A 24975-nucleotide genomic window follows, 5' to 3' on the forward strand; every position below is an offset into this window, starting at 1 on the left:
ACGCGCGGCGCGAACACCAGCCGCTCGCTGGCGACGCCGTGGCGCAGCGCCGCCAGGCGCAGGTGGTCGCGCACCGCCTCGCTGTCGGCGGCCAGCCACAGCACGCTGCCGGGCACGCGCCGCAGGATGCGCATCCAGCCGGCAAACCGCGCTGGCGCCAGTTGGCGGCCGGGGTGGAAGCAGCAGAACACGAAGGCGTCGTCCGGCAGGCCGCAGCTGGCGCGCCCGGGTGTGGTGGCGGCCGCGCGGCGACGGTCGTAAAGCTGGGCGCAATGCGGCAGATACAGCGGCCGCTCGGTGAACGCGGCGCGCAGTCGCGGCGGCAGCACGAAGGCGTCCGCCAGCACATAGTCGAGCGCCGGCATGGCGCTGCTGCCCGGATAGCCGAGCCAACCGATCTGCACCGGCGCGGGACGGTGCGCCAGGATGCCCGGCCGGCCGGCGGCACCCAGCCCGTGCAGGTCGACCAGGATGTCGATTTCGTGGGCGCGGATGGTGTGCGCCGCCTGCAGGTCGCTCATCACCGTCAGGCGGATATGGTGGTCCATCCGCGGCGCGCTGCGGGCGCGCAGGCCGGCGGGGTCTTGCTCGTCCCAGCTGAAACCGTAAATTTCAAACTGCTGGCGCTGGTGCAGGCCGTACAGCTCGGCGGCGTGGCGGGCCGCGTGGCTGCTGAAATCGGCCGACAGATAGCCGATGCGCAGCTTGCGGTGCTGATAGCCGTGGGCGTCGGCCAGCGGCGCCGGCGCGGCGGCGCGGTTGACCGGGTGGCGCCCGGCCGCCGCCAGCTGGGCCGCCGGATCGTCGCTGAGGCACAGCAGCGCGGCGGCGTCCGCCTGGTCGAGCAGGTCGGCCTCGGTCAGGCCGGGCAGGGGGACGCACACCGGCCACGCGCATTGCCGCTGGCGCAACCGCAGCCACTGGGCGACGATGTCCGGTTGGCGCGGATCGAGCAACAGGCTGCGCGCGCAGGCGTCCTCGGCTTCCGGGTATTGGCGGCACAGCGCCGCCGCGCGCGCCATGCCGTTGAGCGCCTGCAGCTGTTGCGGCCGTCCGGCCGGATGTTCGGGATCGATCTGCGCCAGCGCGGCGCGCCAGCTGGCCAGCGCCGCCGCCGGCTGGCACAGGCGTTCCTGCAGACTGGCCAGGGCCAGGCGGGCGTCGGTGAAATCGGGTTTGATCAGCAGCGCGGCGCGCAGCGACTGTTCGGCTTCGTGCTGCTCGTCGGTCTGCAGTTGCAGCAGGCCCAGGTTGTACCAGGCGGCAAACAGCAGCGGCGACTCGGTGCAGCGCAGCCACAGGTGATAGAGCTCGGCGGCGCGCGCGGCCTGGCCGGCGTGTCCCATCAGCCCGGCCAGGCCGACCAGTTGCACGATCGGCAGCACGCCGCGCCGCGCCAGCGCGAACGCCACCGCGGCCGCCTGCGCCAGCTGGTTGGCGGCCAGCGCGCGGTGCAGTTCCTGCAGTTGCGACTCGTCGCTGGGAGGGCTGGCGCTCATGCTGGTATTGTGGGCCGAATCGGCCGCCAGCTCAACCGTCAGCGGCCGGCGGTGGCGCGCGGCCGTGGCGGCGGGACGACAGGCGTGGTTAGAACACCACGCCGTACTTGGCGAGAATGGTGCGGGCCGCCGCGACCGAGCTCATGGCCAGGATGTCGTCGGTGTCGAGCATGACGTCGAACACCGACTCCAGCTCGGCCACCAGGGCCATGTGGGCGACGGAATCCCACTCGGGTTGCTGGTTGTAGGCCATGGCGTCGGTGATGACGGCGGCGTCGATTTGCAGCGCGGTGGCGAAGGCGGCGTAAAGCTGGTCGTTAGTGGTCATGGCGGCGGTGGTTGAGGGTGGGTACGCCGCATCATACGTGATCGGCGCGGGCGGCGGCAAGCTCCCCGTGGCGGCCGCCTTTTGCGGTAAAATGCCTGACACCCCAAGCGCGCCCAGGCGCCGGCTTGTCGGCCCACCCTTCTTGCGTTCTTAGTCGAGGCACCGATGCTTTTGTCCCAGAAAATCGTCCTGATCACCGGCGCCAGCCGCGGCATCGGCCTGGCCGTGGCGCGCTTGTTCGCCGCCCATGGCGCCCAGGTGTTCCTGGCGGGCCGCGACCAGGCCGCGCTGGACGCCGGCGCCGCCGCGATCCGCGCCGACTTGCCGGCGGCGCAGCTGGCGACGCTGTTGATGGACGTGGCCCGGCCCGACAGCGTGCGCGACGCCTTCCAGGCGCTGTTCAAGCAGGTCAAGCGGCTCGACGTGCTGGTGGCCAACGCCGGCGTCATGGACGACGCGCTGATCGGCATGGTGACGCCGGCGCAGATCGAGCAGATGTTCCAGGTCAACACCTACGGCGTGCTGTACTGCGCGCAATACGGCAGCCGCCTGATGGCGCGCGCCGGCGGCGGCAGCATCATCAACATGACCTCGATCATGGGTTGCAACGGCAACGCCGGCCAGTCGGTGTACGCCGGCAGCAAGGCCGCCGTGATCGGCATCACCAAGTCGCTGGCCAAGGAACTGGCGCCGCAGCGCATCCGCGTCAACGCCATCGCGCCCGGCTTCATCGACACCGAACTGACCGCCGCGCTGACGCCGGCCAAGCGCGCCGAGCGCGTCGCCGCCATCGGCCTGGGCCGGGTCGGCCAGCCGGACGATGTCGCCCAGGCGGCGCTGTTCCTGGCCAGCGACATGGCCGCCTATGTCACCGGGCAGGTGCTGGGCGTGGACGGCGGGATGCTGGTGTGAATTTCGCCACCGCACTCGAAACCCATGGCGCGCGGCCGGCGCTGATCCTGGCCGATGGCGCCACGCTCAGCTACCAGGCGCTGGCGCAACGCGCCGACGCCATCTACGCCGCCGATGGCGCGCCGCCGCGGCGCACGCTGGTGGCGGTGGAGGCGGCCAACAGCGCCGCCGCCGTCTGCGCTTATCTGGGCGCGTTGCGCGCCGGCCATGCGCTGTTGCTGGTCGATGGCGCGCTGGACAGCGCGCTGCGCGAACGCCTGTACGCCCAGTTCGACGTCAGCCGGGTGTGGTCGGGCGATGGGGAAGCCGACGGCGACGGCGAAAACGGCCGCTGGCGCTGGCGCGGTGGCGACGGTCCGGCGCTGCATCCCGAACTGGCGCTGCTGCTGTCGACCTCCGGCAGCACCGGCGCGCCCAAGCTGGTCAAGCTGACGCTGGCCGCGCTGGACGCCAACGCGCGCAGCATCGCCGCCTATCTGGGCCTGACGGCGGCCGAGCGGCCGATGCTCAATCTGCCGCTGCACTATTCGTATGGCATGTCGGTGCTCAACAGCCACCTGGCGCAGGGCGCGACGGTGCTGCTGAGCGACGAGCCGGTCACCGCGCGCGGCTTCTGGGAATTCTTCAAGCAGCAGCAGGCCACCAGCCTGGCCGGCGTGCCGACCACCTACGCGATGTTGCGCCAGCTGCGCTTCGAGCGCATGGCGTTGCCGTCGCTGACCACGCTGACCCAGGCCGGCGGCCGGCTGGCGCCCGAGCTGGTGCGGTGGTTCGCCGAACAGGCCGGCGCGCGCGGCCAGCGTTTCTTTGTCATGTACGGCCAGACCGAGGCGGCGCCGCGCATCAGCTATGTGCCGCCGGCGCGCCTGCTGGACAAGGCCGGCGCGATCGGCGTGGCCATCCCCGGCGGCGCGCTCGACCTGGTGGCCGACGACGGCAGCGTGGTGGACGGCGCCGGCCAGGCCGGCCAGCTGCGCTACCGCGGCCCGAATGTGATGATGGGCTATGCCGAGACCGCCGCCGAGCTGGCCCTCGGCGACCAGCTCGGCGGCGTGCTGCTGACCGGCGACCTGGCCGAGCGCGACGCCGACGGCTACTTCTATCTGCGCGGCCGCCTGAAGCGTTTCATCAAGGTGTTCGGCAACCGCATCAGCCTGGACGAGGTGGAGGCCCAGCTGCGCGCCAAAGGCTACGACGCCGCCGTCACCGGCCGCGACGATCTGCTGCTGGTGGCGCTGCAGGGCGCCGACGCCGACGCCGTGGCCGCGCTGGCGGCGGCGCTGCCCGGCTGGTACCGGCTGCACCATTCGGCGCTGCGGGTGCGCGCGGTGGACGCCTTTCCGCTGTCGAGCGCCGGCAAGATCCGTTATCCCGAACTGCTGGACGCGCTGGCGCCGGCCAAGCCAGGAACCCCATCATGAATGCTACCCCCGATTATTTCGACTGGCCGGTGTACGAGCTGCCGCAGGCCGAGAAGGCCGCCCGGCTGGGCGAGGCGCTGAGCGCGCTGACCGCCCACCATGCGCGCCATTGCGCGCCGTATGCGCGGCTGCTGGCCGCGCATGGCGTGGCCGACGCCGCCAGCGAACGCCGCTACACGCTGGAGCAGCTGCCGTTCCTGCCGGTGCAGCTGTTCAAACGCTACGAGCTCAGTTCGGTGCCGCCGGAACAGGTGTTCAAGGTGCTGACCTCGTCGGGCACCACCTCGCAGCAGGTGTCGCGCATCGTGCTCGACCGCGACACGGCGGCGGCCCAGACCAAGGCGCTGGTGCGCATCATGCAGCAGTTCCTCGGCAAGGCGCGCCTGCCGATGCTGGTGATCGACCATCCCGGCGTGATCAAGAACCGGCAGACGTTCTCGGCGCGCGGCGCCGGCATTCTCGGCCTGTCCAATTTCGGCCGCGACCACACCTACGCGCTCAAGGACGAGGACATGACGCCCGATGTCGAGGCGATCCGCGCCTTCATCGAGCGCCACCGCGGCCAGCCGGTGTTCCTGTTCGGCTTTACCTTCATGGTGTGGAAATACCTGGTGCAGGCGCTGCGCGCGCTGCCCGACCCGCCGCGTTTCGAGAACGCCGTGCTGATCCACAGCGGCGGCTGGAAAAAGCTGCAGGACGAGGCGGTCGACAACGAGCAGTTCAAGGCCGCGCTCAAGACCGAGCTGAACATTGAACGGGTACACAATTTCTACGGCATGGTCGAGCAGGTCGGCTCCATCTTCGTCGAGTGCGAACACGGGCGCCTGCACGCGCCGGCCTTCGCCGACGTGCTGATCCGCGACGCCCGCGACTGGTCGGTGCTGCCGCCCGGCCAGCCGGGCCTGATCCAGGTGCTGTCGGTGCTGCCGCGCAGCTATCCGGGCCACAGCCTGCTGACCGAGGACGTCGGCCAGTTGCTGGGCGTGGACGACTGCCCCTGTGGCCGCCTCGGCCACACGCTGGCGGTGCATGGCCGGGTGGCGCGCGCCGAGGTGCGCGGCTGCAGCGACACCCATGAAACCCCACGCAAGGAGGCCGCATGAACGCGCCACTGACGGGCGCGGCGCCGGACGCCGTGGCCGCTGATCTGCCCGCGCATTTGCCCGCTTATCAGCCACTGCTGGCCAACGCGCCGACGCCGGAACAGCTGGCGCGCACGGCGCCGCTGCCGTCGTTCTCGGCCGAGGCGATGGCGATGGTCGACGGCCTTGCCGGCGTGCTGATGCGCTCGCCGCAAGTGCGCGCCTATCCGGAATTGGTGGCGCTCGGCTTCTGGATGCGCAAGGCCAATCTGGAGCGCCTGCGGCAGGAGCTGGAACGGCGTCGCGGCGACGCCTTGCTGGTGCCGCGCGGCACCGTGTTCCATATCGCGCCGTCCAACGTCGACACGATTTTCGTCTATTCGTGGTTTCTGTCGCTGTTGAGCGGCAACTGCAACATCGTCCGCCTGTCGAGCAAGCCGTCGGCCCAGGCCGAGGTGCTGGTGGGCGCCATCGGCGAACTGCTGGCGCGGCCCGAGCATGCGGCCATCGCCGCCCGCACGCTGCTGCTGCGCTACCCGGCCGACGACCGCGTCACGGCGCGCCTGTCGGCCGCCTGCGATGTGCGGGTGATCTGGGGCGGCGACGGCACGGTGCGCCAGGTGCGCGCGATCGGCCTGCCGCCGACCGCCACCGAGGTGGCCTTCAGCAACAAGTATTCGCTGGCGCTGCTGCACGCGGCGCGCTGGACGGCGGCGCCGGCGGCCGAGCGCGACGCGCTGGCGCTGGCCTTCTACAACGACGCCTACTGGTTCGATCAGATGGCCTGCTCGTCGCCGCGGCTGGTGCTGTGGCTGGGCAGCGAGGACGCGGGACGGGCCGCCGCCGCCGACTTCTGGCCACGGGTGGAGGCGGTGATCGCCGCGCGCCACCAGCGCCTGTCGGATATCGATTACGTCAATAAGCTGCTGGCGCAGGACGGGCTGGCCATCGAGCATGGCGGCCAGGTGATGGCCACCGCCAACAACGATCTGGCGCGTACCTGGCTGGCGCAGCCGGCGCTGCACGTCGGCCACCATTGCGGCGCCGGACTGTTCTTTGAAAGCGCGCTGCCGGACCTGGACGCGCTGCGTCCGCTGCTGAACCGCACGGTGCAGACGCTGTCCTACGCCGGCGTGCAGCGCGACGAACTGCGCGCCTGGGTGGCGGCGGCGCCGCTGGCCGGCATCGACCGCATGGTGCCGTTCGGCCACGCGCTTGACTTCGGCCCGGTGTGGGACGGCTTCGACTTGCTGCGGGTGTTCATGCGCGAGGTCAGCATCGGCTGAGGCCGGCCCCGCGTTTTTTGCCCTTTTTTGCCCGCTTAGTAGACCTTGTAGCCGGCCGCCGCCGCGCGTTCGAGCTGGCGCTCGTTGGCGCGCGTCAATTCGCGCTGGTAGCGCACCTCGGCCAGATGGTTCTGCGCCGCGTAGCTGCGCTCGCCCTTGCGGTACACCTCGGCCGGGAAGTCGCGCGTCCACGAACGCGGGGTGCAGGTCTTGAGCAGGCATTCCCAGTGCGCCGGGTAGTGCCATTCGCCACGGAACACGTGGTCGCGGCGGTTGCACAGATAGGCCGTGGCGCCCGGCTTGAGCACGGTGTCGAACCAGCCCAGGTAGTAGTCGACGTGATGCTGGTCCATCTCCTGCATGCTCTGCACATTGATGGCCAGGTCGAACTGGCCGGCGCCGGCGGTCTCGAAGTGCCAGATCGGGCAGATGTAGATGTCGAACCGCTGCAGGTCGTAGGCATCGCCGCGATAGAACGAGCCGATGCGCAGGTCCGGACGGGCGCGGGTCAGGTATTCGTAGGCGAAGATCAGGCTGGCCGGCACGGCGTCGATCATCACGTACTGCAGCTGGCCGCCGTCGTAGACGTTGAACAGGGCCTCGGCCAGACGGCCGTAGCCGCCGCCCACCTCGATCACGCGCAGCGGCCGCGGCTGTGGGCCCTGGGGCAGGAAGGGGGCGATCAGGTTGATGTCGACTATCGTGCCGAGGTCGGCGATCAGCAGTTCCTGGCCGGCTGGGCGGATCTCGGCCGGGCCGGCGAAATAGGTGTCGACCACGCCCAGCGTGTCGATGTCCTTGATGAACGGGTAGTACCAGGATAGCGATTCCGGCGCCACCAGCGTCTTGCCGAAGCCCAGCCACGGGAAGATCAGGTTCTTGACGTCGAACTCGCTGGCAGCCTCGGCACCGCCGCCGCCGGCCTTGAGCCAGACCTGGGCCGGCATGTGGCGGCCGGCGTTCTGCAGCAGATCGTCCTTGATGCGGTTGAACAGCGCTTCGTCCAGTTCCAGGCTTTCCAGTTCCACGATGTGCTTACGGAGTTGCGGGGCGGTCGCTTGCATGGGGTTCCATTCGGTGAGGTGAGGATGCGGCGGACCGCAAGGGGTTAATAGTGACCGTGGGCGGCGACGAAGTCATGCCAGGCTTGCAGGTAGCGCTCGTCGGCGCCGGGGGCGCCGGCGATCAGCGCCGGCAGCGTGTCGCGGATCGCCTGGGTGTCGGCCTCGTCGCGGTAGTGCCACAGCACGTTCTGGCCGACCAGCTCGAAGCAGTAGTGCGCGTGTTCCTCGCTGATCAGGCCGCGCCGCAGGCCGATCAGCGCCAGGCCGAGGTAGCCCATGATCGAGCATTTCATCGCCGCCGAGGCGCCCTTGGCCGAGTTCTGGCCGGCGTTCTGGCGGAAGCAGCCCAGGTGTTCGTTGATGTAGCACAGCGGCCGCTCGCGCGCGCCGCAAATGAAGGCGGCCAGGTCTTCGAGGCCGGCGATCGAGATGCCGTCCACCTGGCGCTGCACGATCAGGTTGGCGGCCTCGGCGCGCATCACCGTGTTCGACACCTCGCCCAGCCAGTTGGCGGCGCGGCCGACGGTGCTGACGAACAGCGTGTTGGCGTCGAGCGACAGCAGGCGCTGCGGGTGCAGGTCCACCGCCTCCGGCAGCGTCAGGCTTTTGTTCACCGGCTGGCCGGCCTCGTTGGCGTACCAGCGGCGGCTGACGGTCGAGCTGAAGTTGCCCGTCATATGGGCGTGGCGGTGGCGCGCATAAAACTGCGGATAGATCAGGTCGTCGTCACAGAGAATATGTACCAGCTCGGTCTGGCCGCCCCAGGCGTTGATGCACTGCGACCAGTTGGCGTAGGCGCCGCGCCGCGTGCCGGGCAGCACCGTCACGTTCAGGTGGCCGATCAGCGATTGCAGCGGCTCCGAGGTCAGCATGCTGGTGAAGCTCTGGTCCGGGCTGTCGTCGGAAAAAATGATGCGTTCTGGCGGCTCGGTTTGCTGCGCCAGCGAGGCCAGCAGTTCCATCAGGTATTGCGATTTGTAGGCGGGGATGACGGTGGTGATTTTCATCGGCGGCGGCGCGGCTGGGCGGGTGGCGGGATGGAGGATGGTCCGCCGTGCGGCGGCCGGTTGCGAGAATTATCACACACACCCGACAAATCTCGCCAGCGTTATCTGGGCTTGCGCTATAGTACGGCTGCCGTGCCGGCCCGGTGCGCCGGCCGTTCGACAGGAGCTTGCATGACCACCTCACCCGCCATCCATTCCGCCGCCCGGCTGACCGGCAACAAGCTGATTTTGCGCGAGGTCGAAGCCGATGACGCCGCCTTCATCCTGGCGCTGCGGCTGGACCCGAAGAAGAGCGCCTACATCTCGCCGGTGGAGGATGATCTGGCGCGCCAGGTGGCGTGGATCAACAGCTACAAGCAGGGCAGCGGCCAGGCGTATTTCATCATTTGCGACCAGCAGCTCAACCGGCTGGGCACGGTGCGCGTGTACAACGCCATCGGCGCCAGTTTTTCGTGGGGCAGCTGGATCATCGCCGACGGCGCCCCGGTCGACGTGGCGATGGAGTCGGCGCTGATGATTTACCACTACGCGCTGGACCACCTGGGCTTCCGCGATTCGCACTTCGAGGTCAACCGCGACAACCGCAGCGTCTGGGCCTTCCACGAACGGCTGTTCGGCGCGCGCCGGGTGCGCGAGTCGGATGAGGAATACTTCTTTGAACTGGACCACGCCGCCATCCTGGCGGCGTTGCAGCGCTACCGGCGCTTCCTGCCGCAGCCGCTGAAAGTGGAGCCGCTGGCGCGCTGAGCCGGTTTGACTTACAGCGTGGCCAGCACGGCGCGCACGGCGTCGGCCACCTCGGCCGCCTGGGCCGGCTGCAAATGCGGCCCGATCGGCAGACTCAGCACTTCGCGATGCATCGCCTCGGCGAGCGGGAACGCGCCCTCGCGGTAGCCGAGGTCGGCGTAGGCCTGTTGCCGGTGTGGCGCCACCGGGTAGTGGACGATGGTGCCGATGCCGCGCTCGGCCAGGCGTTGCGCCAGCAGCTCGCGGCGCGGGTGTCGCACCACGTACAGATGCCATACCGGCTCGGCCCATGCCGGCACCTGCGGCAATTGCAGATCGGCCACCCCGGCCAGCTGTTCGCTGTAGACGGCGGCGATCTCGCGGCGGCGGGCGTTGCCCTGGTCCAGCACATCAAGCTTGACGTTCAGCAGCGCCGCCTGCACTTCATCCAGGCGCGAGTTAAAGCCCTGCACCTGGTTGTGGTATTTTTTCTGCGAGCCATAGTTGCGGTAAGTGCGCAGCAGTTCGGCCAGCGCGGCGTCGTTGGTGGTGATGGCGCCGCCGTCGCCCAGCGCGCCGAGGTTCTTGCCCGGATAAAAACTGAAGGCGGCGGCGTCGCCCAGCGCGCCGGCGCGCACGCCGTGGCAGGTGGCGCCGTGCGCCTGCGCCGCGTCCTCGACCAGCAGCAGCCGGTGGCGCGTGGCGATCGTCCGCAGCGCCGGCATGTCGGCGGTCTGGCCGTACAGGTGGACCGGGAGGATGGCCTTGGTGCGCGGCGTGATGGCGGCCTCGACCAGCGCAGGGTCGATATTGTAGGTGGCGGCCAGCGGCTCCACCGGCACCGGCGTGGCGCCGCATTGGCTGACCGCCAGCCAGGTGGCGATGAAGGTGTTGCTCGGCACGATCACCTCGTCGCCCGGGCCGACGCCGCCGGCCTTGAGCACCAGCATGATGGCGTCCAGCCCGTTGGCCACGCCGATGCCGTGCGCGCTGCCGCAATAGGCGGCGAAGCGGCGTTCGAATTGCGCCACCTCCTCGCCCAGGATGTACCAGCCGGAATGCAGCACGCGCTTGAAGGCGGCCTCCAGCTCGGCGGTTTGCGACAGGTTGATGGCTTGGAGGTCGAGGAAGGGTACGCTCATGGGGGAAACTCGCTCAGGTGGCTGGGGCGTTGTTATTTTTGGCGATGGACGGCGGCGACGAAGTCGTCGTAGTCGTGGTAGTAGTCTTTCGGATCGTACAGCGTGGAGGCCAGCACCAGGCAGACGCCGCCGGACGAGAAGTTCTCCACCTCGCGCCACATCATGCCGGGCACATACAGGCCGTAGTAGGAGCGGTTCAGGTGGATTTTCTTGCGCTCGTAGCCGTCGTCGACGATCACGTCGAAACTGCCCGACATGGCGATGAACAGCTGCTGCAGCTCGATGTGGCCGTGGCCGGCGCGCGACGAGCCGCCCGGCACGTCGTACAGGTAGTACACGCGCTTGATGTCAAACGGCACCTGCACGCCACCCTCGATCACCGACAGGTTGCCGCGCGGGTCGTGGTGCTTGGGCAGGTCGATAATTCGGCATTGGTCCATCATGGTCGGTTCTCCGTTCAGCCCAGGGCTGCGATAAAGTCGTGATAGCGTTGCTGCGAGCGGCCCACCATCGGGAACACCGCCGACAGGCGGGCGGCGACGCCGTCGACGGTGCCGCGCAGCGCCGCCAGTTCGGCCGCCGAGATCACGCCGGCCACCTGCGATTCGATGGCCAGGTCGATGTAGTCGGAGAAGCAGTAGCCGAAGTTGGGATTGGCGCCGGGGTTGGAATTGGACTCCAGCCGCTGATCGTGGCGGAAGTACGACAGTTCCTCGTCGATGTAGAACACGCTGCCGTCGCCCGCCAGGTTGAAGTAGGCGGCGACGTCGGCCAGGCCGAAGGTGCAGTCCCAGCCGCCGTAGCGGAACAGGCCGGCGGTGCCGATCTCCCACAGCCGCTCGCGGCGGAACATCACGGTGCTGAACTCGCCGACGAAGTTGCGCATGCCCAGCACCATGGAACGCTGCAGGTCACGGCCCGGCATGCTGCCGCTGGTCTGGTACGGGCGCCGCGTCTCGGTGCGCTGGTTGTCGATGTTGATCACCTGCGAGGCCGAGAACACCAGCTGCGCCTCGGGTTCCTGGTTCAGCGCCGCCACCATGCGCTCGACGCAGAACGGGTGCAGGATGTCGTCGTCGAACAGTGGCTTGATCAGGTCGCCCTTGCCGGAAAAGAAGGCGCCCAGCACGTTCTTGTCGCGCGTGCCGGTGTTGCGCTGGTAGATCACCTGCGGATAGCGGGCGCAGATGTCGCGGATCGCCTCGCTCGGGCAGTTGTCGCTGACCTGGATGTCCAGGTGCGGATAGGTCTGGCCCAGCGCCGAGCGCAGGCACTGCTCGAAATGGCCCGGCTTGTACGAGGGGATGACGATACTGACTAATGGCAAACTCATTGAATGCTTGGCCTTCCAGGATTAAACCGCGACGGCGGTCATGATGTATTGCCACGGCAGCGCGTCCTCGACCGCCGCCACCGGGTCGATGCCGCTGGCGCCGGCCATCAGGCGGATCGCCGGCAGGTATTTTTCACGCGCCGGCTCGTCGGTGATGCGGGCGCTGCCGCCGCTGATCTGGAAGCCGGACTGCTGCAGCATCTCCAGCACCACGCCGCGCGTGAACAGGCGCTTGCGGCGCTTGTCGATGCCGGCCTCGCCGTAGCGCAGGTCGCCGGCGTTCAGGCGCGCCTGCATGCTCCAGTGCTGGAAGTTGCGCACCGCCAGCACCAGCCGGCCGCCGGGGGCGATGCTGGTGCGGATCTTCTGCAGCAGCGTCCACGGGTCGTCGCAGCGCTCCAGCGCCTCGTCCAGCACCCAGCAGTCGGCGCGGCGCACGTGGTCCCACAGTTCGGCGCCGGCATGCTCGATGTCCTCGTTGAAGACGAAGTCGCAGTGCGGACGGGCGGCCTGGGCCGGTGCCGGCGCCGCCTCGACGCCGGTGTAGTTGCAGATCGGATTGCGCTGGCGGTAGGCCTTGGCGAAGGCGCCGTCGCCGCAGCCGACCTCGACAATCTTGCGCGCCTCCGGCGGCATCAGCTGCAGCAGGTCGTGGTTGATGGCGGTGGCCGCGCTCGGCAGGTCGTAGTGGTAGCCACCGGTGCGCAGCACCGTGCCCTGCCAGTCGTGCTTGATGTAGTGGCGCTTGGGCTCCTGGGCGAAGTCCTCGCGCACCCAGTCGAGCGAGGCGATCAGATCATGGGCGCCGGCCGCGTGCAGCGCCAGCATGGTCGGGATCAGCGGCGCGCCGTGCTTGATCGGCAGCGGCCACTGGCGCACCACCTCGATATTGGTCAGCATGCAGGCCGGGTGCAGATAGGAAATCGCGCCGTCGTCCGGGCGGTCGTAGCCCTGTTCGTTGACCATCTGGATGCTGCCGACGCCGTACATGCCGGGCCGCAGCGCCGCGTGCAGCGATTCGAGGAAGCCGGCGCGCAGGATTTCCACGTCGGAATCGAGGAACAGCACCTCGCCGGCCAGGCCCAGATGGTTGATCGCCCACGCCAGGCCGGGGCCGTGGTGGATGTTGTAGCCGAACGGGATGAACTCGACGTTGTCGTGGCGCGCGGCGATGGCGCGGATCTGCTCGGCCACGTCCGGGTTCGAGCCGTCGATCACGTACACGCGGTTGGTGTAGAACTGGCGCAGCGTGCGCAGCAGTGCCTCGATCAGGTCGGGCGCGTTGTACGACACCGTCACCACCGGGATCTGGTCGATGCGCAGCGGCGCGGCCGGCGCGCCCTGGTCCTCGTCCGGGTGCACCGCGTGCTGCGGCGCCGGCAGCCGCGGCGCGGCCGGCTTGGCCACCTGTTGCAGCAGCTGTTCCAGGTTGCGCACGAAGCGCGGGCTGTCGAACAGCGCACAGGTCAGGCGGTTGGCCTGCAACTGGCGCTTCATGGCGGCGATCTGCGCTGGCGCGTTGGCCAGCGCCACCGCCTTGTCCTCGTAGTCGCTGAAGTTGAAGGTGATCAGCTGCGGCAGGTCGACCGCGCGCAGCAGGCTGCCGGCCATGCGCGACGAGAAGGTGCGGCCGGCGCAGGTCAGCAGCGGCAGGCCGGCCCACAGCGCGTCGCTGGCGGTGGTGCCGGCGTTGAACGGGTAGGTGTCGAGGAACAGGTCGGCCAGCTGGTAGCGCGCCAGGTATTCGGCCGGCGTGGCGCGGCTGTTGAACAGCAGACGCGCGCGGTCGATGCCGGCCTGTTCGGCGTGGCGGTACAGGTTCTCGCGCACTTCCGGATAGTCGGCCACCAGCCACAGCACGCTGTTGGGCACGCGGCGCAGGATGTTCATCCAGGTGCCGAACACCTCGGGCGTGAACTTGAAGTTGTTGTTGAACGAGCAGAACACGAAGGCGTCGTCCGGCAGGTTGACGCTGGCGCGGGTCGGCGTCGGCGCGATCTGGCGCTGGCGGTCGTTGATCTGGAAGCAGTCCGGCAGGTACAGCGGCTTTTCGCTGAAGTGCTCGGCCATTTCAGGGGTGATCAGGAATTCGTCGGCCAGCACGTAGTCGACGCCCGGCAGGCCGGTGCTGCCGGGGAAGCCGAGGTAGGTCATCTGCACCGGCGCCGGGCGGTAGGCCAGGATGTTGGGGCGCGCGCCCAGCGTCAGGCCATGCAGGTCGACCAGGATGTCGATCTCGTGGGCGCGGATGGCGCGCGCCGCCTGCTCGTCGCTCAGCTGGTCGATGCGGATGTAGTGGTCCATCGCCTTGACTACACGCGCGCGCAGCGGCGAGCGGTCGTCATTGCTCCAGCTAAAGGCGTACACCTCGAACTTGTTGCGGTCGTGCAGCTCGTACAGCTCGGCGGTGAGGATCGACACCGCGTGCGAGCAAAAGTCGGATGACAGGTAGCCGATGCGCAGGCGCTGGTGGCCGTAGCCGTGCTGGCCGGTCAGCGGCGCCACGGCGGCGTTGACCTTGTCGGCGACGAAGCGCTTGGCGGCGGCCAACTGCTGCACCGGGTCGTCGGAGGCGCTCAGCATGGCCAGCGCCGACGTGCCTTCCAACATGGTAGCGAGCGAGATGTGTTCCAGGCCGCTGTACACCGGCCATTCGCACTGCTTCTGCCGCAGGTGCACCCAGTGGGTCATGACGTTGGCCTGCTGCGGATCGACGCGCAGGCTTTGCGCCAGCATGGCCTCGGCTTCCGGATAGCGCTTGCGGATTTCCAGCAGGCGGCCGAGGTTGTTCAGGGTTTGCAGGTACAGCGTCGGCTGGGTCTTGATGTCCGGTTCCAGCGGGCCGTCGAGGATGGCTTGCCAGGTGGCCAGCGCCTCGTCCGGCCGGCCGCCGCGTTCGAGCAGCGTGCCGAGGTTGAGGCGGCCCTCGACGAAGTTGGGATTGAGCGTCAGCGCCTTGCGCAGCTCGCTCTCGGCGCCGGCGTCGTCGCCGGCCGCCGACAGCGCCACCGCCAGATTGAAGCAGGCGGCATAGATCAGTGGCGACGGCGTGTGTTCGATCCAACCGCGGTACAGCGCTATCGCCGCCGGCAACTGGTTGCTCTCCTGCAGTACCGCGGCGGCCGAGAACAGGTCGGTGATCGACAGCTGGCCGGCGGTGGCCAGCGCCATGACGACGCCCAGCGGGCTGTTATCGGGAGGGGGGGTGACGACGGCGGCTTGTGAGGTCATGGCAGAGCGTAAAATGTTCGGTCGTCCTATGATACCTTTTTGTCGCAGCGTAGGGGCAACTTTTGGCTCTGAGCAAGAGTGTAAACACCACGCTGTTTGCCACATGGGCGCACAGCGTGGTGCTTGCTGCGGCGGGGCCGGGTGTTAGCGCGCCGCCACGCCGAACCACTGGCCGGTCTGCTCGTCCGGCCGTTGCGGATGGCTGAGCGTGGCCGCGGCCGCCCCGGCGCCGGGCAGGCCCTGTGCGGCGCGGTACTGTTGCAGCGCCTCGGCCAGCGCCGGCGCGGCGCCATGGCCGCTGGCGTTGGCCGCTGCCGAGGCCGGCGTCAGCGGTGACGACGGCGTCGTCGCCGCCGGTGTCACGGGCGTCGCCGTGTAGTCGCCGATGGCGGCGCTGAGGCCACGCGTCTGCTGTTGCAGCGGCGCCGCACTCGCCGCCGTGGCGGTCTGTGCCAGGAACCACACGTCGGCGCTGGCGTGGTTGCTGCCGTCGTCGCGGGTGTAGCTGGCGGCCAGGCCGACCAGGTTGCCGTTCTGTTGCGTCTGCACCTGATGCGCCTTGGTGTCGATGGCGGCGATGCCCAGTTGTTCCAGGCCGTACAGCTCGCCGGCCTGGCTGACGCCGTCCGAGTTGGCGTCCACCCACACCCGCAGCGCGCCGTAGGCGGCGTCGGCGCGGGTCAGTTGGCCGTCGCCGTCGCTGTCGAGCTCGCGCAGCGCGGCGTAGCCGTCGGCCGCCTTGCCGCCGTCGGCCAGCCGCGTGGCGCTACCGAACAGTTCGCTGCCGTCGTTGATCAGGCCATCACCATTGCGGTCCAGGGCCAGCAGCCCGTCGTGGGCGTCGACCCAGCCGGTCTGCACCGCCTGGCCCTCGGCGCGCAGGTCGAAGCGCACCCCGGCCGCCACGCTCAGCGTGCGCACGCCGTTGCCGTCGAGGTCGAGGATCAGCGGCGTCGCGTAGTTGAACGAGGACGCGTTCAGCGCCATCGTCTGCGACACCGACATCGCCGCCACCTGGCCGGCGGTGAAGGCGTTGGCCTGGCTGACGCTGAGCGCGGCGAGGCCGGCGGTGGCCAGCACCGCCACCTGGTCGACCTGCAGCGCCGCCAGTTGCGTCGCGCTGAAGGCGAGCAGCTGGCTGGTTTTCAGGTTGGCCACCTGGGTGATGCTGAGGCCGGCGATCTGGGCGGTCGACAGGTAGCCGATCTGGGTGCTGCCCAGCGCGCCCACCTGGCTGGTGCTCCACGCGTCCAGCTGGGCGGTGCTGAAGCCGCTCAGCTGGTCGATGCTGAGCGCGGCGATCTGGGCGTTTTTCAGCGCCGCCATTTGCAGCGTGGTCAGCTGGCCGGCCTGGCTGCCGCTGAGCGCGTTCAACTGGCTGGCGGCCAGCGCCTGGATTTGCGTGGTGGTCAGCGCTTGCAACTGGTCGCTGCCGAGCACCGCCATCTGGTCGACGCTGAGGCCGGGAATCTGGCTCAGCTTGAGCGAGGCGATCTGCGCCGTGGTGAGCGCCTGTACCTGCGCGTTGGTCAGCGCGCCCAGCTGGGCGGTGCCGAGGTAGCCGATCTGCGCGGTGCGCAGCGCGGCGATCTGGCCGGTGCCCATGGCGAACAGCTGGTCGGCGGTCAGCGCGCCCAGCTGAGTGCTGGTCAGCGCCTGCAACTGGCTGGTGTTGAGGCTGGCCACATGGCCGGCGTCCAGCGCCGCCAGTTGCTGCGCGCTGAGCGCGGCGATGCTGCCGCTGGACAGGACATCGAACTGGGTGGTCGAGAGCGCGTTGAGCGTATCGGCGCCGAGTGCGGCCACTTGCTGCGTGCTGAGCGCCTGCAGCTGGTCGCTGCGCAGCGTGGCCGCCTGGGCGGTCGCCAGCGCCGCCATCTGCAGCGTGGTCAGCGCGCGCACCTGGGCCGTGCTCAGCGCCTGGGTCTGGCCGGTGGCCAGGCCGTTGAACTGGCTGGCGCTGAGTGCCGCCAGGTCCTGGGTTTCCAGCGCCGCGATCTGGTCGTTGCTGAAGGCCGCCAACTGGACGGCGCTGAGCGCCGGCATTTGCGCGGTGGACAGGCCGCCGATCTGGGCGGTGCTCAGCGCCGCCAACTGCTCGGTGCTGAGGCTGGCCGCCTGGACGCTGGTCAGCGCGCCCAATTGGCTGTACTGCAGCGCCTGCACCTGGCTGGCGCTGAGCGTCGCCAGGCTGTCCAGGCTGAAGCCATAGGCCAGCTGGGCGGTGCCGAAGGCGGCGATCTGAGCGCTGCCGAGCGCGGCGATCTGGTCGGTGCGCAAGGCTTGCACCTGGGCGGTGCTCAGCACGGCGCTCTGGGCGGTGCGCAGCGCGGCGATCTGCGTCGCCTGCAACACGGCGATACCGGTCGCGCCGAGGCCGAACACCAGTTGGGCGCTGCCGAGGGCGGCGATGTTGTCGTTGTCGAGCGCGGCCAACTGGTCACTGCTGAAGCTGTTCAACTGGCGCGTGCCGAGGGCCAGCGTCTGGGTGCTGGTCAGCGCCGCCACCTGGTCGGTGCGCAAGCCCTGGCTGATTTGCGTGGTGCTCAGCGCGGCGATCTGCGCGCTGGTCAGCGACGCCACCTGCGGCGCCTGCAACGCCGCCAACTGGTCGGCGCGCAGCTGCGTCAGCTGGGCGGTGGTCAAGGCGGTCAGGTCCACGGTTTCCAGCGCGGCCAGCTGGTCGCTGCCGAGCGCGGCCAGCTGGGTGCTGCCCAGCGTGCTCGCTTGCAGCGTGCTGAGCGCGACGATCTGGTCGGTCTGCAGCGCGCCGAACTGGTCCGATTGCAGGCTGCGCAGCGCGGTGCTGGTCAGCACCGCGAACTGGCTGGTGGTGAGCGCACGCAATTGGTCAGTGCCGAGACTGCTCGCCTGAAGCGTGCCGAGGGCGCCGACCTGCGCGCCGCTCAGGTTGCTGAACTGGGTGGTGGTCAGCGTCGCCAGCAGGCCAGTGCCGAGCGCGCCGAAGGCTTGGGTCGACAGCGCGTTCAACTGGTCGCTGGTCAGCGCGGCGAACTGCGCCGCGCCGAAGCTGGCCAACTGGTTGCTGCGCAGCGCCACGAAGGCGGCGGTGCTGAGCGCGCCGATCTGGCCGGTGGTCAGCGCGCCGAGCTGGGTGGCGTTCAGCGCCTGCACCTGGCGGGTGCTGAGGGCGCCGACGTTGGTGTCGCTCAGCGCGGCGATCTGGTCGCTGCCGAGGCCGCCGATCTGCGCGGTGCCCAGCGCCTGCAACAGCGGCAGCGCCAGCCCGGCCAACTGTTCGGTGGTGAGGGCGGCGATTTGCGTGCTGGCCAGCGCGGCGAAGTCAGTACTGTCGAGCGCGTTGACCTGGTCGCTGGTGAAGGCGGCCAGCTGGGCGCCGAGCAGCGCCGTCACTTGCGCGCTGCTGAGGGCGGTGACCTGGCTCAGGTCCAGGCCGCCGAACTGGGCGGCGTCGAGGGCGGCGATCTGGCTGGACGACAGTGCGGCCAGGTTGTCGAGGCCGATGGCGCCGAGCTGGTCGCTGCTGAGCGCGTGCAGCTGGCGCGTGCCGAGCTTGCCCATCTGCTGGGTGCTCAGCGCGCTGATCTGCGGCGCGCCGAAGGCGGCCACCTGGGTCTCGCTAAGGGCGTTCAACTGGTCGCTGCCCAGTGCCTGGACTTGTTCCAATGTCAGCGCGGCGATCTGCGCGGTGCTCAGCTGGCTGATCATCACCGGCTTGAGCGCCTGCAGCGCGGCGCTGTCGAGCGCCTGCAACTGGTCGGTGCTGAGCGCGGCCGCCTGGTTGGCGCTGAGCGCGGCGGCTTGCAGAGCTGTCAGCGCGGCGATGTGCGCCAGGTCCAGTTGCCGGATCTGGTCGGTGCGCAGCGCGCCGATCTGGGCGGTGGTCAGCGCCGCCTGGTCTTCCAGTTCCAGCGCCGCCAGTTGCGCCGAGGTCAGCGCGGCGATCTGCGCGGTCGCCAGCTGGCTGGCCTGGGTGGTGGTCAGCGCCACGATCTGCGCCAGGGCGAGCGCGCTGAACTGCGCGCTGGCGATGGCGTTCAACTGCGCCGCGCCCAGGCTTTGCAACTGTTCGTCGCGCAGCGCGTTGAGCTGGTCACTGCTGAGCACGGCCACCTGGGCGGCCCGCAGCGCGGCCACGTCTTCCGCTTCCAGCGCCTGGATTTGCGTGGTGCCCAGGCTGGTCAGCTGGGCGCTGCCGAGCGCCTGCACCTGCAGCGTGGTCAGGGCGGCGATGCGGTCCAGGCTCAGCGCGCGCAACTGGTCGCTGCTCAGCGCCGCCACCTGGGTCGGTTTGAGCGCGGCCAGGTCGTCGAGCTCGATCACGCCGAGCTGGCTGGTGGTCAGCGCCGCCACCTGGGCGCTGGTCAGCACCACGAACTGGCGGCTGCTCAGGGCGATGATCTGGGTGCTGTTGAGCGCCTGCAACTGGTCGCTGGTGAGCGAAATCAGTTGCACTTGCGTCAGGCTCTGCAGCTGATCTTGCTGCAAGGCGTTCAACTGGTCGCTGCTCAGCGTGGCCACCTGGGTGGACTTCAAGCTGGTCAGCGCACTGGTGCTCAAGGCCTGCAGTTGCGCGCTGCCGAGCGCGCGCAGCTGCGCGCTACTCAGCGTCGGCATCTGGACGCTGTTGAGCACCGCCACCTGGGCGGTCAGCAGCGCGTGGATCTGGTCGGTGCTGAACACCGCCAGCTGGGTCGCTTTCATCGCCGCCACATCGTCCGGCGTCAGCGCCCGCAACTGGTCGCTATTGAGGACGCCGACGCCGGCCGTGCTCAGCGCGCCGATCTGGCGCGTGGTCAGCGCGGCGACCTGCGCGGTGGTCAGTGCGGCGATCTGGGCGGTGTTGAGGCCGCCGACCTGGGCCGGCGTCAGCGCCTGCACCTGGTTGGTGCTGAGGTTGGAGAGCGCGCCCAGCGCGCCCAGTTGCGCCACGCTCAGCGCGGCGAAGTCGTCCGGCGTCAGCGCGCCGATCTGGTCCGAACTGAGCGCGCCCAGTTGAACGGTGCTGAGCGCGGCCACCTGGTTGCTGCGCAGCGCGGCGATCTGCACGGTGCCCAGCAGGGCGATCTGTTCGGTGCGCAAGGCCGCCAGTTGCGGCGCTTTCAGCGCGGCCAGGTTGTCGCTGACCAAGGCCTGCAGTTGCTGGCCGCCGAGGCTGCTGATCTGGCGGGTGCTCAGGCCGGCGACCTGGAGGGTGCTGAGCGCGGCGATCTGCGTCGACAGCAAGCCTTGCAGTTGCTGCGTGGCCAGCGATGTTAGCTGGGCCACCGTCAGCGCCCGCAGCTGGTCGCTGGTCAGCACGGTCAGCTGGGCGCTGCCGAGCGCCTGCAATTGCGCGGTCTTCAGTACGGCGACGTCGCGCGTTTCCAGCGCCTGCCATTGGCCGTTGTCCAGGGCCAGCAGTTGCTGGGTGCCGAGGTTGGCCACTTGCAGCGTGCTCAGCGCGGCGATGTGGAGGGTGTCGAGCGCGGCGATCTGGGCGGTGCTCAGCGATGCGATCTGGACCGTGCGCAGCGCCGCCAGATCGACCGTTTCCAGCGCGTTCAGCTGGCTGGCGCTGAGGCTGGCCAACTGGCGGCTGTTCAGACTGGCGGCCTGGCCGGTGGTCAGCGCGGCCAACTGGTCGGCGTTCAACGCGGCGATCTGGTCGGTCGACAGCGCGGCGATCTGCTGCGTCTTCAGCAGCGCCAGCGTGGCGGTGCCCAGCGCGGCGATCTGGTCGTTGCGCAGCATCGGCAGTTGCGCGCTCGACAGGCTGAGGATCTGGGTGGTGCTCAGCGTGGCCACCTGGCGCGTGTCCAGCGCCTGCCATTGGGCGCTGCTCAAGCCGGTGAGTTGGGCGCTGCCGAGGGCGCGCAGCTGGCCGCTGGCCAGCGCGTTCAACTGGCTGGCGCCGAGGCCGGCGATTTGCGCGCTGCGCAGCGTGATCAGGTCGCGGGTTTCGATCGCGTTCAGTTGCGCGTCGCTGAGCGCGGCCAGCTGGCGCGTGCTGAGGTTGGCGACCTGCTTGCTGGTCAGCGCGACGATTTGCGCGGTGGTGACGGCGGCCAACTGATCAGCGCTGAGGGCGTTGAGTTGCTGGGTTTGCAGGCTGGCCCAGTCATCGGTGGTCAGCGCGGCGATTTGCTGGGTCAGCAGGCAGCCGATTTGCGCGGTGCTCAGCGCGCCGATCTGGTTGCTGGTCAGCGCCGCCAGTTGGGCGGTGCTGAGGATCTGAATCTGTTCCGCGCTGAGCTGGATGATTTGCGCGGTCTTCAGCGCGGCGATCTGGGTGGTGGTCAGCGGCGCAATGGTCTTGGTGCCCAGGCCCAGCAGCTGGTCGGTGCGCAGCGCGGCCAGGTCGGCCGGTTCCATCGCGGCCAGCTGTTGCGTGGTCAGACCGATCAGTTGGATTGGCGTCAGCGCGGCCGCCTGGGCGGTGGTGAGGGCGACGATCAGCGCGGTGTTCAGCGACGCCATCTGGGCCGAGCTGAGGCTGGCGAGCTGGTTGGTCTTGAGGGCGGCGAAGTCGCGCGTTTCCAACGCGTTCAGTTGCAGCGTGGACAGCGCCGCCAGCACACGGGTCGGCAGCGCGGCCACCTGCGCGGTGCTCAGCGCGACGATCTGGTCGGTGTTGAGGGCGGCCACCTGATCGGCGGTCAGCGCCGCCAGCGCGGCGGTTTTCAGCGCCGCCACCTGGTTGGTGGAGAGGGTGCCGATGACGCTGGTGGCGAGCACGGCGATCTGCTGGGTTTTCAGCGCGCCCAGCGCGGCGGTGCTCAGCGCCTGTGCCTGGGTGCTGTTCAGCACGGCGACCTGGGCGGTACCGAGCGCGGCCAGTTGCTGCGTGCCGAGGGCGGCCACGTGATCGTTGTCCAGCGAGCTCAGCACGTCGGTGCCGAGCGCGGCGATCTGCGCGGTGCGGAAGGCTGCCAGGTCGCGCGTTTCCAGCGCCGCCAGTTGCGCGCTGTCCAGCGCCGCCACCTGCAGCGTGCTCAACGCGGCGGCCTGGGCGGTGGTCAGGGCGACGATCTTGTCGCTGCTCAGCGCCGCGACGACGGCGGTGGTCAGGGCGGCGATCTGCTGGGTTCGCAGGCTGGCCAGACTGAGCGTGCTCAGCGCGGCGACCTGCGCCAGCGACAGTGTCGCCATCTGCTGGGTGGTGAAGCCGACCACCTGGGTCGCGCTCAGCGCGGCGAGGTGGCGGGTGTCCAGCGCGCTCAGTTGGCGGGTTTGCAGCGCCGCCAGCTGGGCCGAGCCGAGCAGTGCGATGCGCGCGCCGTCCAGGCCGGCGATGGCGTCGGTGCCGAGGGCGGCGATCTGGCGCGAGCGCAGCGCCTGCAAGTCGGCGCTGTCGAGGGCCAGCAGCTGGGCCGCGCCCAGACCAGCGATTTGCGTCGTGCTCAGGTTGGCGACCTGCAGCGTGGTCAGGCTGGCCAACTGGTCGCTGCTGAGCGCGTTCAACTGCTGGGTGGCCAGCGCGGCCACCTGCTGTGTTTTCATTGCCGCCAGGTCGTTCGTTTCCAGCGCCGCCAGTTGGGCGTTACTCAGCGCGCGCAGCTGGTTGCTTTGCAGCGCGCCGGCTTGCAGGGTGGTCAGCGCGGCGAGCTGGTCGCCGCTCAACGCGGCGATCTGGGCGGTGGACAGCGTCGCCACCTGGAAGGTGCTGAGGGCGGCGAACTGGCTGGTGCTGAGGGAGGCGCTGGCGTTGGCGCCGAGCGCCGCCAGTTGCTGGCTCTTCAGCGCGACCAGGTCGGCGGTTTCGAACGCGGCGATCTGGGTGCTGGACAGCTGGCTCAGTTGCCGCGTACTCAGCGAGGCCGCCTGGGCGGTGGTCAGTGCGACGATCTGATCGGTGTTCAACGCGGCGAACTGGGTATTGTTGAGCGCCGCCAGTTGCGCCGTTTTCAGCGCGGCGAAGCCGGCGGTGCCGAGCGCGGCCAGTTGATCGTTGCCGAGGTTACTCATCTGCTGGGTCGACAGCCCGCCCAACTGCGTGCTGCGCAGCGCGGCGATCTGGCTGGTGCTGAGCGTCTGCAGGTTGGCGGTGGACAAGGCCCGTAGCTGGTTGCTGCTGAGCACCGCCAGCTGCGCGCTGCCGAGCGCGCTCGTTTGCGCGGTCGACAGTGCGGCGATATCCGCCGTCGTCAGCTGCGCCACCTGGTCGGTGCGCAAGCGGGCGATTTGGTCAGTGGTCAGGTCCAGTACGATAGATGGCATATAAATAATCTCCTCAGAGCAATATATACTACCGGGAAACGCTCTCAAGCAGAGAGCAGGCGCCGAAATATAGTTTAAATCTTGGCATGAAAACAAAGGCTTAGCGGCATTGTGGCGGTGGCGTCGCCGGTCACCAAGCGGTCTCAAGGCGGCGGAAACAAGGTAAGATGAGCGCCTTGTCCCGAATTGCCGAGATTGCCCCATCATGCTGCACACCCCCGCCACCTTTACCCCGAGCATCGCGCCGCTGAGCGGCGCGCCAACGCTGACGTTGGTGTTCCATCGCGGCGAGTTGCTTTTGCGCAACGAATCACTGTCCCTGCCGGACGCGGCGGCGCTGACGGCGCTGGCCGTGCCGCCGGAGCGCCTGCATCCGCTCGGCATGTGGGAGGGGACGTATTACCAGATGGCGTGGCTGGACGCGCCGCGGCTGCCGGGGCCGGATTTCGCCTATCACGGCCTGCGCGCGCTGTTCGGCACGCTCGACGACGGTGTGCTGGGACTGGCCGGGCGCGCCGCCCAGCTGGCCGAGTGGGCGCGCACGCACCGCTACTGCGGCGTCTGCGCCAGCCCGACGCAACTGGTCTCGGGCGAGCGTTGCTATAAGTGCCCGCAATGCGGCCACAGCGCCTACCCGCGCATCTCGCCGGCGATGATGGTGCTGATCCGCAAGGGCGACCAGGTGCTGCTGGCGCTGCATACCAATTCGCCGTACCAGCGCTACACGGCGCTGGCCGGATTCCTGGAGGCCGGCGAATCGGTCGAGGACGCCATCCACCGCGAGGTGTTCGAAGAGGTGGGGCTGAAGGTGCACAACCTGCGCTATTTCGGCAGCCAGTCGTGGCCATTCCCGCACGCGCTGATGCTGGCCTACACCGCCGACTACCTGGACGGCGAGATCCGTGTGCAGGCGGCGGAAATCGCCGACGCCCGCTGGTTCGGCCCGGATGACGACTGGCCGGAGCCGCCGGTCCCGGTGTCGGTGGCGGCGCGGCTGATCGCCGCCCACCGGCCCAAGCGCTAGCGGCGGAGGTCCGATATACTGTCGGGCAAATTAAAAACAAAGGTGTTTCAACATGTCTCAAGAATTTACCGAAAACGACTGGCGCCGCCTGATCGCCAGCCTCGGCGAGAACCCGGACCGTCCCGGCCTGCTGGAGACCCCGGCCCGCGTCGCCAAGGCGTGGAAACACTGGACCTCGGGCTACGAGCAGGATCCGGCCACGCTGCTCAAAGCGTTCGAGGATGGCGCCGAGCAATACAACGAATTCATCATCGTGCGCAACATCCCCGTGTACAGCCACTGCGAGCACCACCTGGCGCCGTTCTTCGGCAAGGCCACCATCGGCTACATTCCCAACGGCAAGATCGTCGGCCTGTCGAAGCTGACGCGGCTGGTGGACTGTTTCGCCAAGCGCCTGCAGGTGCAGGAGCGCATGACGATGCAGATCGCCAACGCGTTGCTGGAAGTGCTGGAGCCGAAAGCGGTGGGGGTGATCGTCAAATGCCGCCACCTGTGCATGGAAAGCCGCGGCATCCGCACGCCGGGCGAAGAGACGGTGACCTCGGCCCTGCTGGGCGAGTTGCAGCCGAATCTGGCGATGCGCACCGAATTCCTGGCGCTGGCCAGGGACTAAACCCCGGTGTCAGACCTCGTATATTGAATCTACCGCGCCATCGCCGGATAATGTGGAGGTGGCAACGGTCAGGCAGGGTGACGCCGACCAGACTTTGGGTAGTTGAACCCGTGTGTCAGATAGGCG

At 69.1% G+C, this 24975-nt stretch carries 16 protein-coding genes; 7 read left to right on the forward strand and 9 right to left on the reverse strand.

All coding sequences use genetic code 11. The annotated features are described in order from the left end of the window. A partial coding sequence (locus GTP44_RS25150) for an O-linked N-acetylglucosamine transferase, SPINDLY family protein (RefSeq protein ID WP_443093276.1) occupies positions 1-1499 on the reverse strand: 1499 nt, incomplete at its 3' end. Positions 1500-1587: 88 nt separating this feature from the next. Further along, a complete protein-coding gene (locus GTP44_RS25155; RefSeq protein WP_161021558.1) occupies positions 1588-1827 on the reverse strand; it encodes an acyl carrier protein in 240 nt (79 codons plus the stop codon). A gap of 165 nt (positions 1828-1992) precedes the next feature. On the opposite strand from GTP44_RS25155, the gene GTP44_RS25160 reads away from it, so the two are divergent. Genes GTP44_RS25160 through GTP44_RS25175 form a run of 4 tightly spaced genes read left to right on the forward strand, consistent with a single transcriptional unit; the run spans position 1993 to position 6528 of the window. Continuing rightward, a complete protein-coding gene (locus GTP44_RS25160) occupies positions 1993-2739 on the forward strand; it encodes an SDR family NAD(P)-dependent oxidoreductase (RefSeq protein WP_161021559.1) in 747 nt (248 codons plus the stop codon). Further along, a complete protein-coding gene (locus GTP44_RS25165) occupies positions 2736-4160 on the forward strand; it encodes an AMP-binding protein (protein WP_161021560.1) in 1425 nt (474 codons plus the stop codon). The genes GTP44_RS25160 and GTP44_RS25165 overlap by 4 nt, the downstream gene beginning before the upstream one ends. Continuing rightward, a complete protein-coding gene (locus GTP44_RS25170) occupies positions 4157-5263 on the forward strand; it encodes a LuxE/PaaK family acyltransferase (RefSeq protein ID WP_161021561.1) in 1107 nt (368 codons plus the stop codon). The genes GTP44_RS25165 and GTP44_RS25170 overlap by 4 nt, the downstream gene beginning before the upstream one ends. Continuing rightward, a complete protein-coding gene (locus GTP44_RS25175) occupies positions 5260-6528 on the forward strand; it encodes an acyl-CoA reductase (protein WP_161021562.1) in 1269 nt (422 codons plus the stop codon). Before GTP44_RS25170 ends, GTP44_RS25175 begins: the two co-directional genes overlap by 4 nt. 35 nt (positions 6529-6563) lie before the next feature. On the opposite strand, the gene GTP44_RS25180 is transcribed toward GTP44_RS25175, so the two are convergent. Then, positions 6564-7592 carry a putative sugar O-methyltransferase gene (locus tag GTP44_RS25180; protein ID WP_161021563.1) on the reverse strand — a complete coding sequence of 343 codons (1029 nt, stop codon included), beginning with the start codon at positions 7590-7592 and terminating at the stop codon, positions 6564-6566. A gap of 44 nt (positions 7593-7636) precedes the next feature. Next, positions 7637-8599 (reverse strand): glycosyltransferase, encoded by a 963-nt coding sequence (locus GTP44_RS25185; RefSeq protein WP_161021564.1) that lies wholly within the window; start codon positions 8597-8599, stop codon positions 7637-7639. A 171-nt stretch (positions 8600-8770) separates the two neighbouring features. Here GTP44_RS25185 and GTP44_RS25190 point away from each other — a divergent pair, with 171 nt between their 5' ends. Further along, complete coding sequence (locus GTP44_RS25190; RefSeq protein WP_160991980.1) at positions 8771-9346, forward strand: GNAT family N-acetyltransferase; 576 nt, start codon at positions 8771-8773, stop codon at positions 9344-9346. 11 nt (positions 9347-9357) lie between these two features. Here the strand turns inward: GTP44_RS25190 and GTP44_RS25195 are convergent, their stop codons facing one another. From GTP44_RS25195 to GTP44_RS25215, 5 genes are all read right to left on the reverse strand, one after another. Next, positions 9358-10467: a DegT/DnrJ/EryC1/StrS family aminotransferase gene (locus GTP44_RS25195; protein ID WP_161021565.1), complete on the reverse strand. Its 1110-nt coding sequence runs from the start codon at positions 10465-10467 to the stop codon at positions 9358-9360. Positions 10468-10499: 32 nt separating this feature from the next. Continuing rightward, complete coding sequence (locus tag GTP44_RS25200; RefSeq protein WP_160991978.1) at positions 10500-10910, reverse strand: sugar 3,4-ketoisomerase; 411 nt, start codon at positions 10908-10910, stop codon at positions 10500-10502. 14 nt (positions 10911-10924) lie between these two features. Continuing rightward, positions 10925-11800 carry a glycosyltransferase gene (locus GTP44_RS25205; protein WP_161021566.1) on the reverse strand — a complete coding sequence of 292 codons (876 nt, stop codon included), beginning with the start codon at positions 11798-11800 and terminating at the stop codon, positions 10925-10927. A 21-nt stretch (positions 11801-11821) separates the two neighbouring features. After that, positions 11822-15031: an O-linked N-acetylglucosamine transferase family protein gene (locus tag GTP44_RS25210; RefSeq protein ID WP_229256588.1), complete on the reverse strand. Its 3210-nt coding sequence runs from the start codon at positions 15029-15031 to the stop codon at positions 11822-11824. A 144-nt stretch (positions 15032-15175) separates the two neighbouring features. Beyond that, positions 15176-23212 carry an SPM autocatalytic domain-containing protein gene (locus GTP44_RS25215; RefSeq protein ID WP_161021567.1) on the reverse strand — a complete coding sequence of 2679 codons (8037 nt, stop codon included), beginning with the start codon at positions 23210-23212 and terminating at the stop codon, positions 15176-15178. A 205-nt stretch (positions 23213-23417) separates the two neighbouring features. Here GTP44_RS25215 and nudC point away from each other — a divergent pair, with 205 nt between their 5' ends. Beyond that, the gene (gene nudC, locus GTP44_RS25220; protein ID WP_161021568.1) at positions 23418-24236 is read left to right on the forward strand and encodes an NAD(+) diphosphatase; all 819 of its coding nucleotides are present in this window, start codon (positions 23418-23420) and stop codon (positions 24234-24236) included. A gap of 52 nt (positions 24237-24288) precedes the next feature. Further along, positions 24289-24849 carry a GTP cyclohydrolase I FolE gene (folE, locus tag GTP44_RS25225; RefSeq protein ID WP_160991974.1) on the forward strand — a complete coding sequence of 187 codons (561 nt, stop codon included), beginning with the start codon at positions 24289-24291 and terminating at the stop codon, positions 24847-24849. Positions 24850-24975 lie beyond the last annotated feature (126 nt).

The organism is Duganella lactea (genome assembly GCF_009857505.1).
GTDB classification, from domain to species: domain Bacteria; phylum Pseudomonadota; class Gammaproteobacteria; order Burkholderiales; family Burkholderiaceae_D; genus Rugamonas; species Rugamonas lactea.

Coding starts and splice junctions, on each gene's coding strand:
- GTP44_RS25155 (WP_161021558.1), bottom strand. CDS start 1,827: ATGACCACTAACGACCAGCTTTACGCCGCCTTCGCCACCGCGCTGCAA.
- GTP44_RS25160 (WP_161021559.1), top strand. CDS start 1,993: ATGCTTTTGTCCCAGAAAATCGTCCTGATCACCGGCGCCAGCCGCGGC.
- GTP44_RS25170 (WP_161021561.1), top strand. CDS start 4,157: ATGAATGCTACCCCCGATTATTTCGACTGGCCGGTGTACGAGCTGCCG.
- GTP44_RS25175 (WP_161021562.1), top strand. CDS start 5,260: ATGAACGCGCCACTGACGGGCGCGGCGCCGGACGCCGTGGCCGCTGAT.
- GTP44_RS25180 (WP_161021563.1), bottom strand. CDS start 7,592: ATGCAAGCGACCGCCCCGCAACTCCGTAAGCACATCGTGGAACTGGAA.
- GTP44_RS25185 (WP_161021564.1), bottom strand. CDS start 8,599: ATGAAAATCACCACCGTCATCCCCGCCTACAAATCGCAATACCTGATG.
- GTP44_RS25190 (WP_160991980.1), top strand. CDS start 8,771: ATGACCACCTCACCCGCCATCCATTCCGCCGCCCGGCTGACCGGCAAC.
- GTP44_RS25195 (WP_161021565.1), bottom strand. CDS start 10,467: ATGAGCGTACCCTTCCTCGACCTCCAAGCCATCAACCTGTCGCAAACC.
- GTP44_RS25200 (WP_160991978.1), bottom strand. CDS start 10,910: ATGATGGACCAATGCCGAATTATCGACCTGCCCAAGCACCACGACCCG.
- GTP44_RS25205 (WP_161021566.1), bottom strand. CDS start 11,800: ATGAGTTTGCCATTAGTCAGTATCGTCATCCCCTCGTACAAGCCGGGC.
- GTP44_RS25210 (WP_229256588.1), bottom strand. CDS start 15,031: ATGACCTCACAAGCCGCCGTCGTCACCCCCCCTCCCGATAACAGCCCG.
- GTP44_RS25215 (WP_161021567.1), bottom strand. CDS start 23,212: ATGCCATCTATCGTACTGGACCTGACCACTGACCAAATCGCCCGCTTG.
- nudC (WP_161021568.1), top strand. CDS start 23,418: ATGCTGCACACCCCCGCCACCTTTACCCCGAGCATCGCGCCGCTGAGC.
- folE (WP_160991974.1), top strand. CDS start 24,289: ATGTCTCAAGAATTTACCGAAAACGACTGGCGCCGCCTGATCGCCAGC.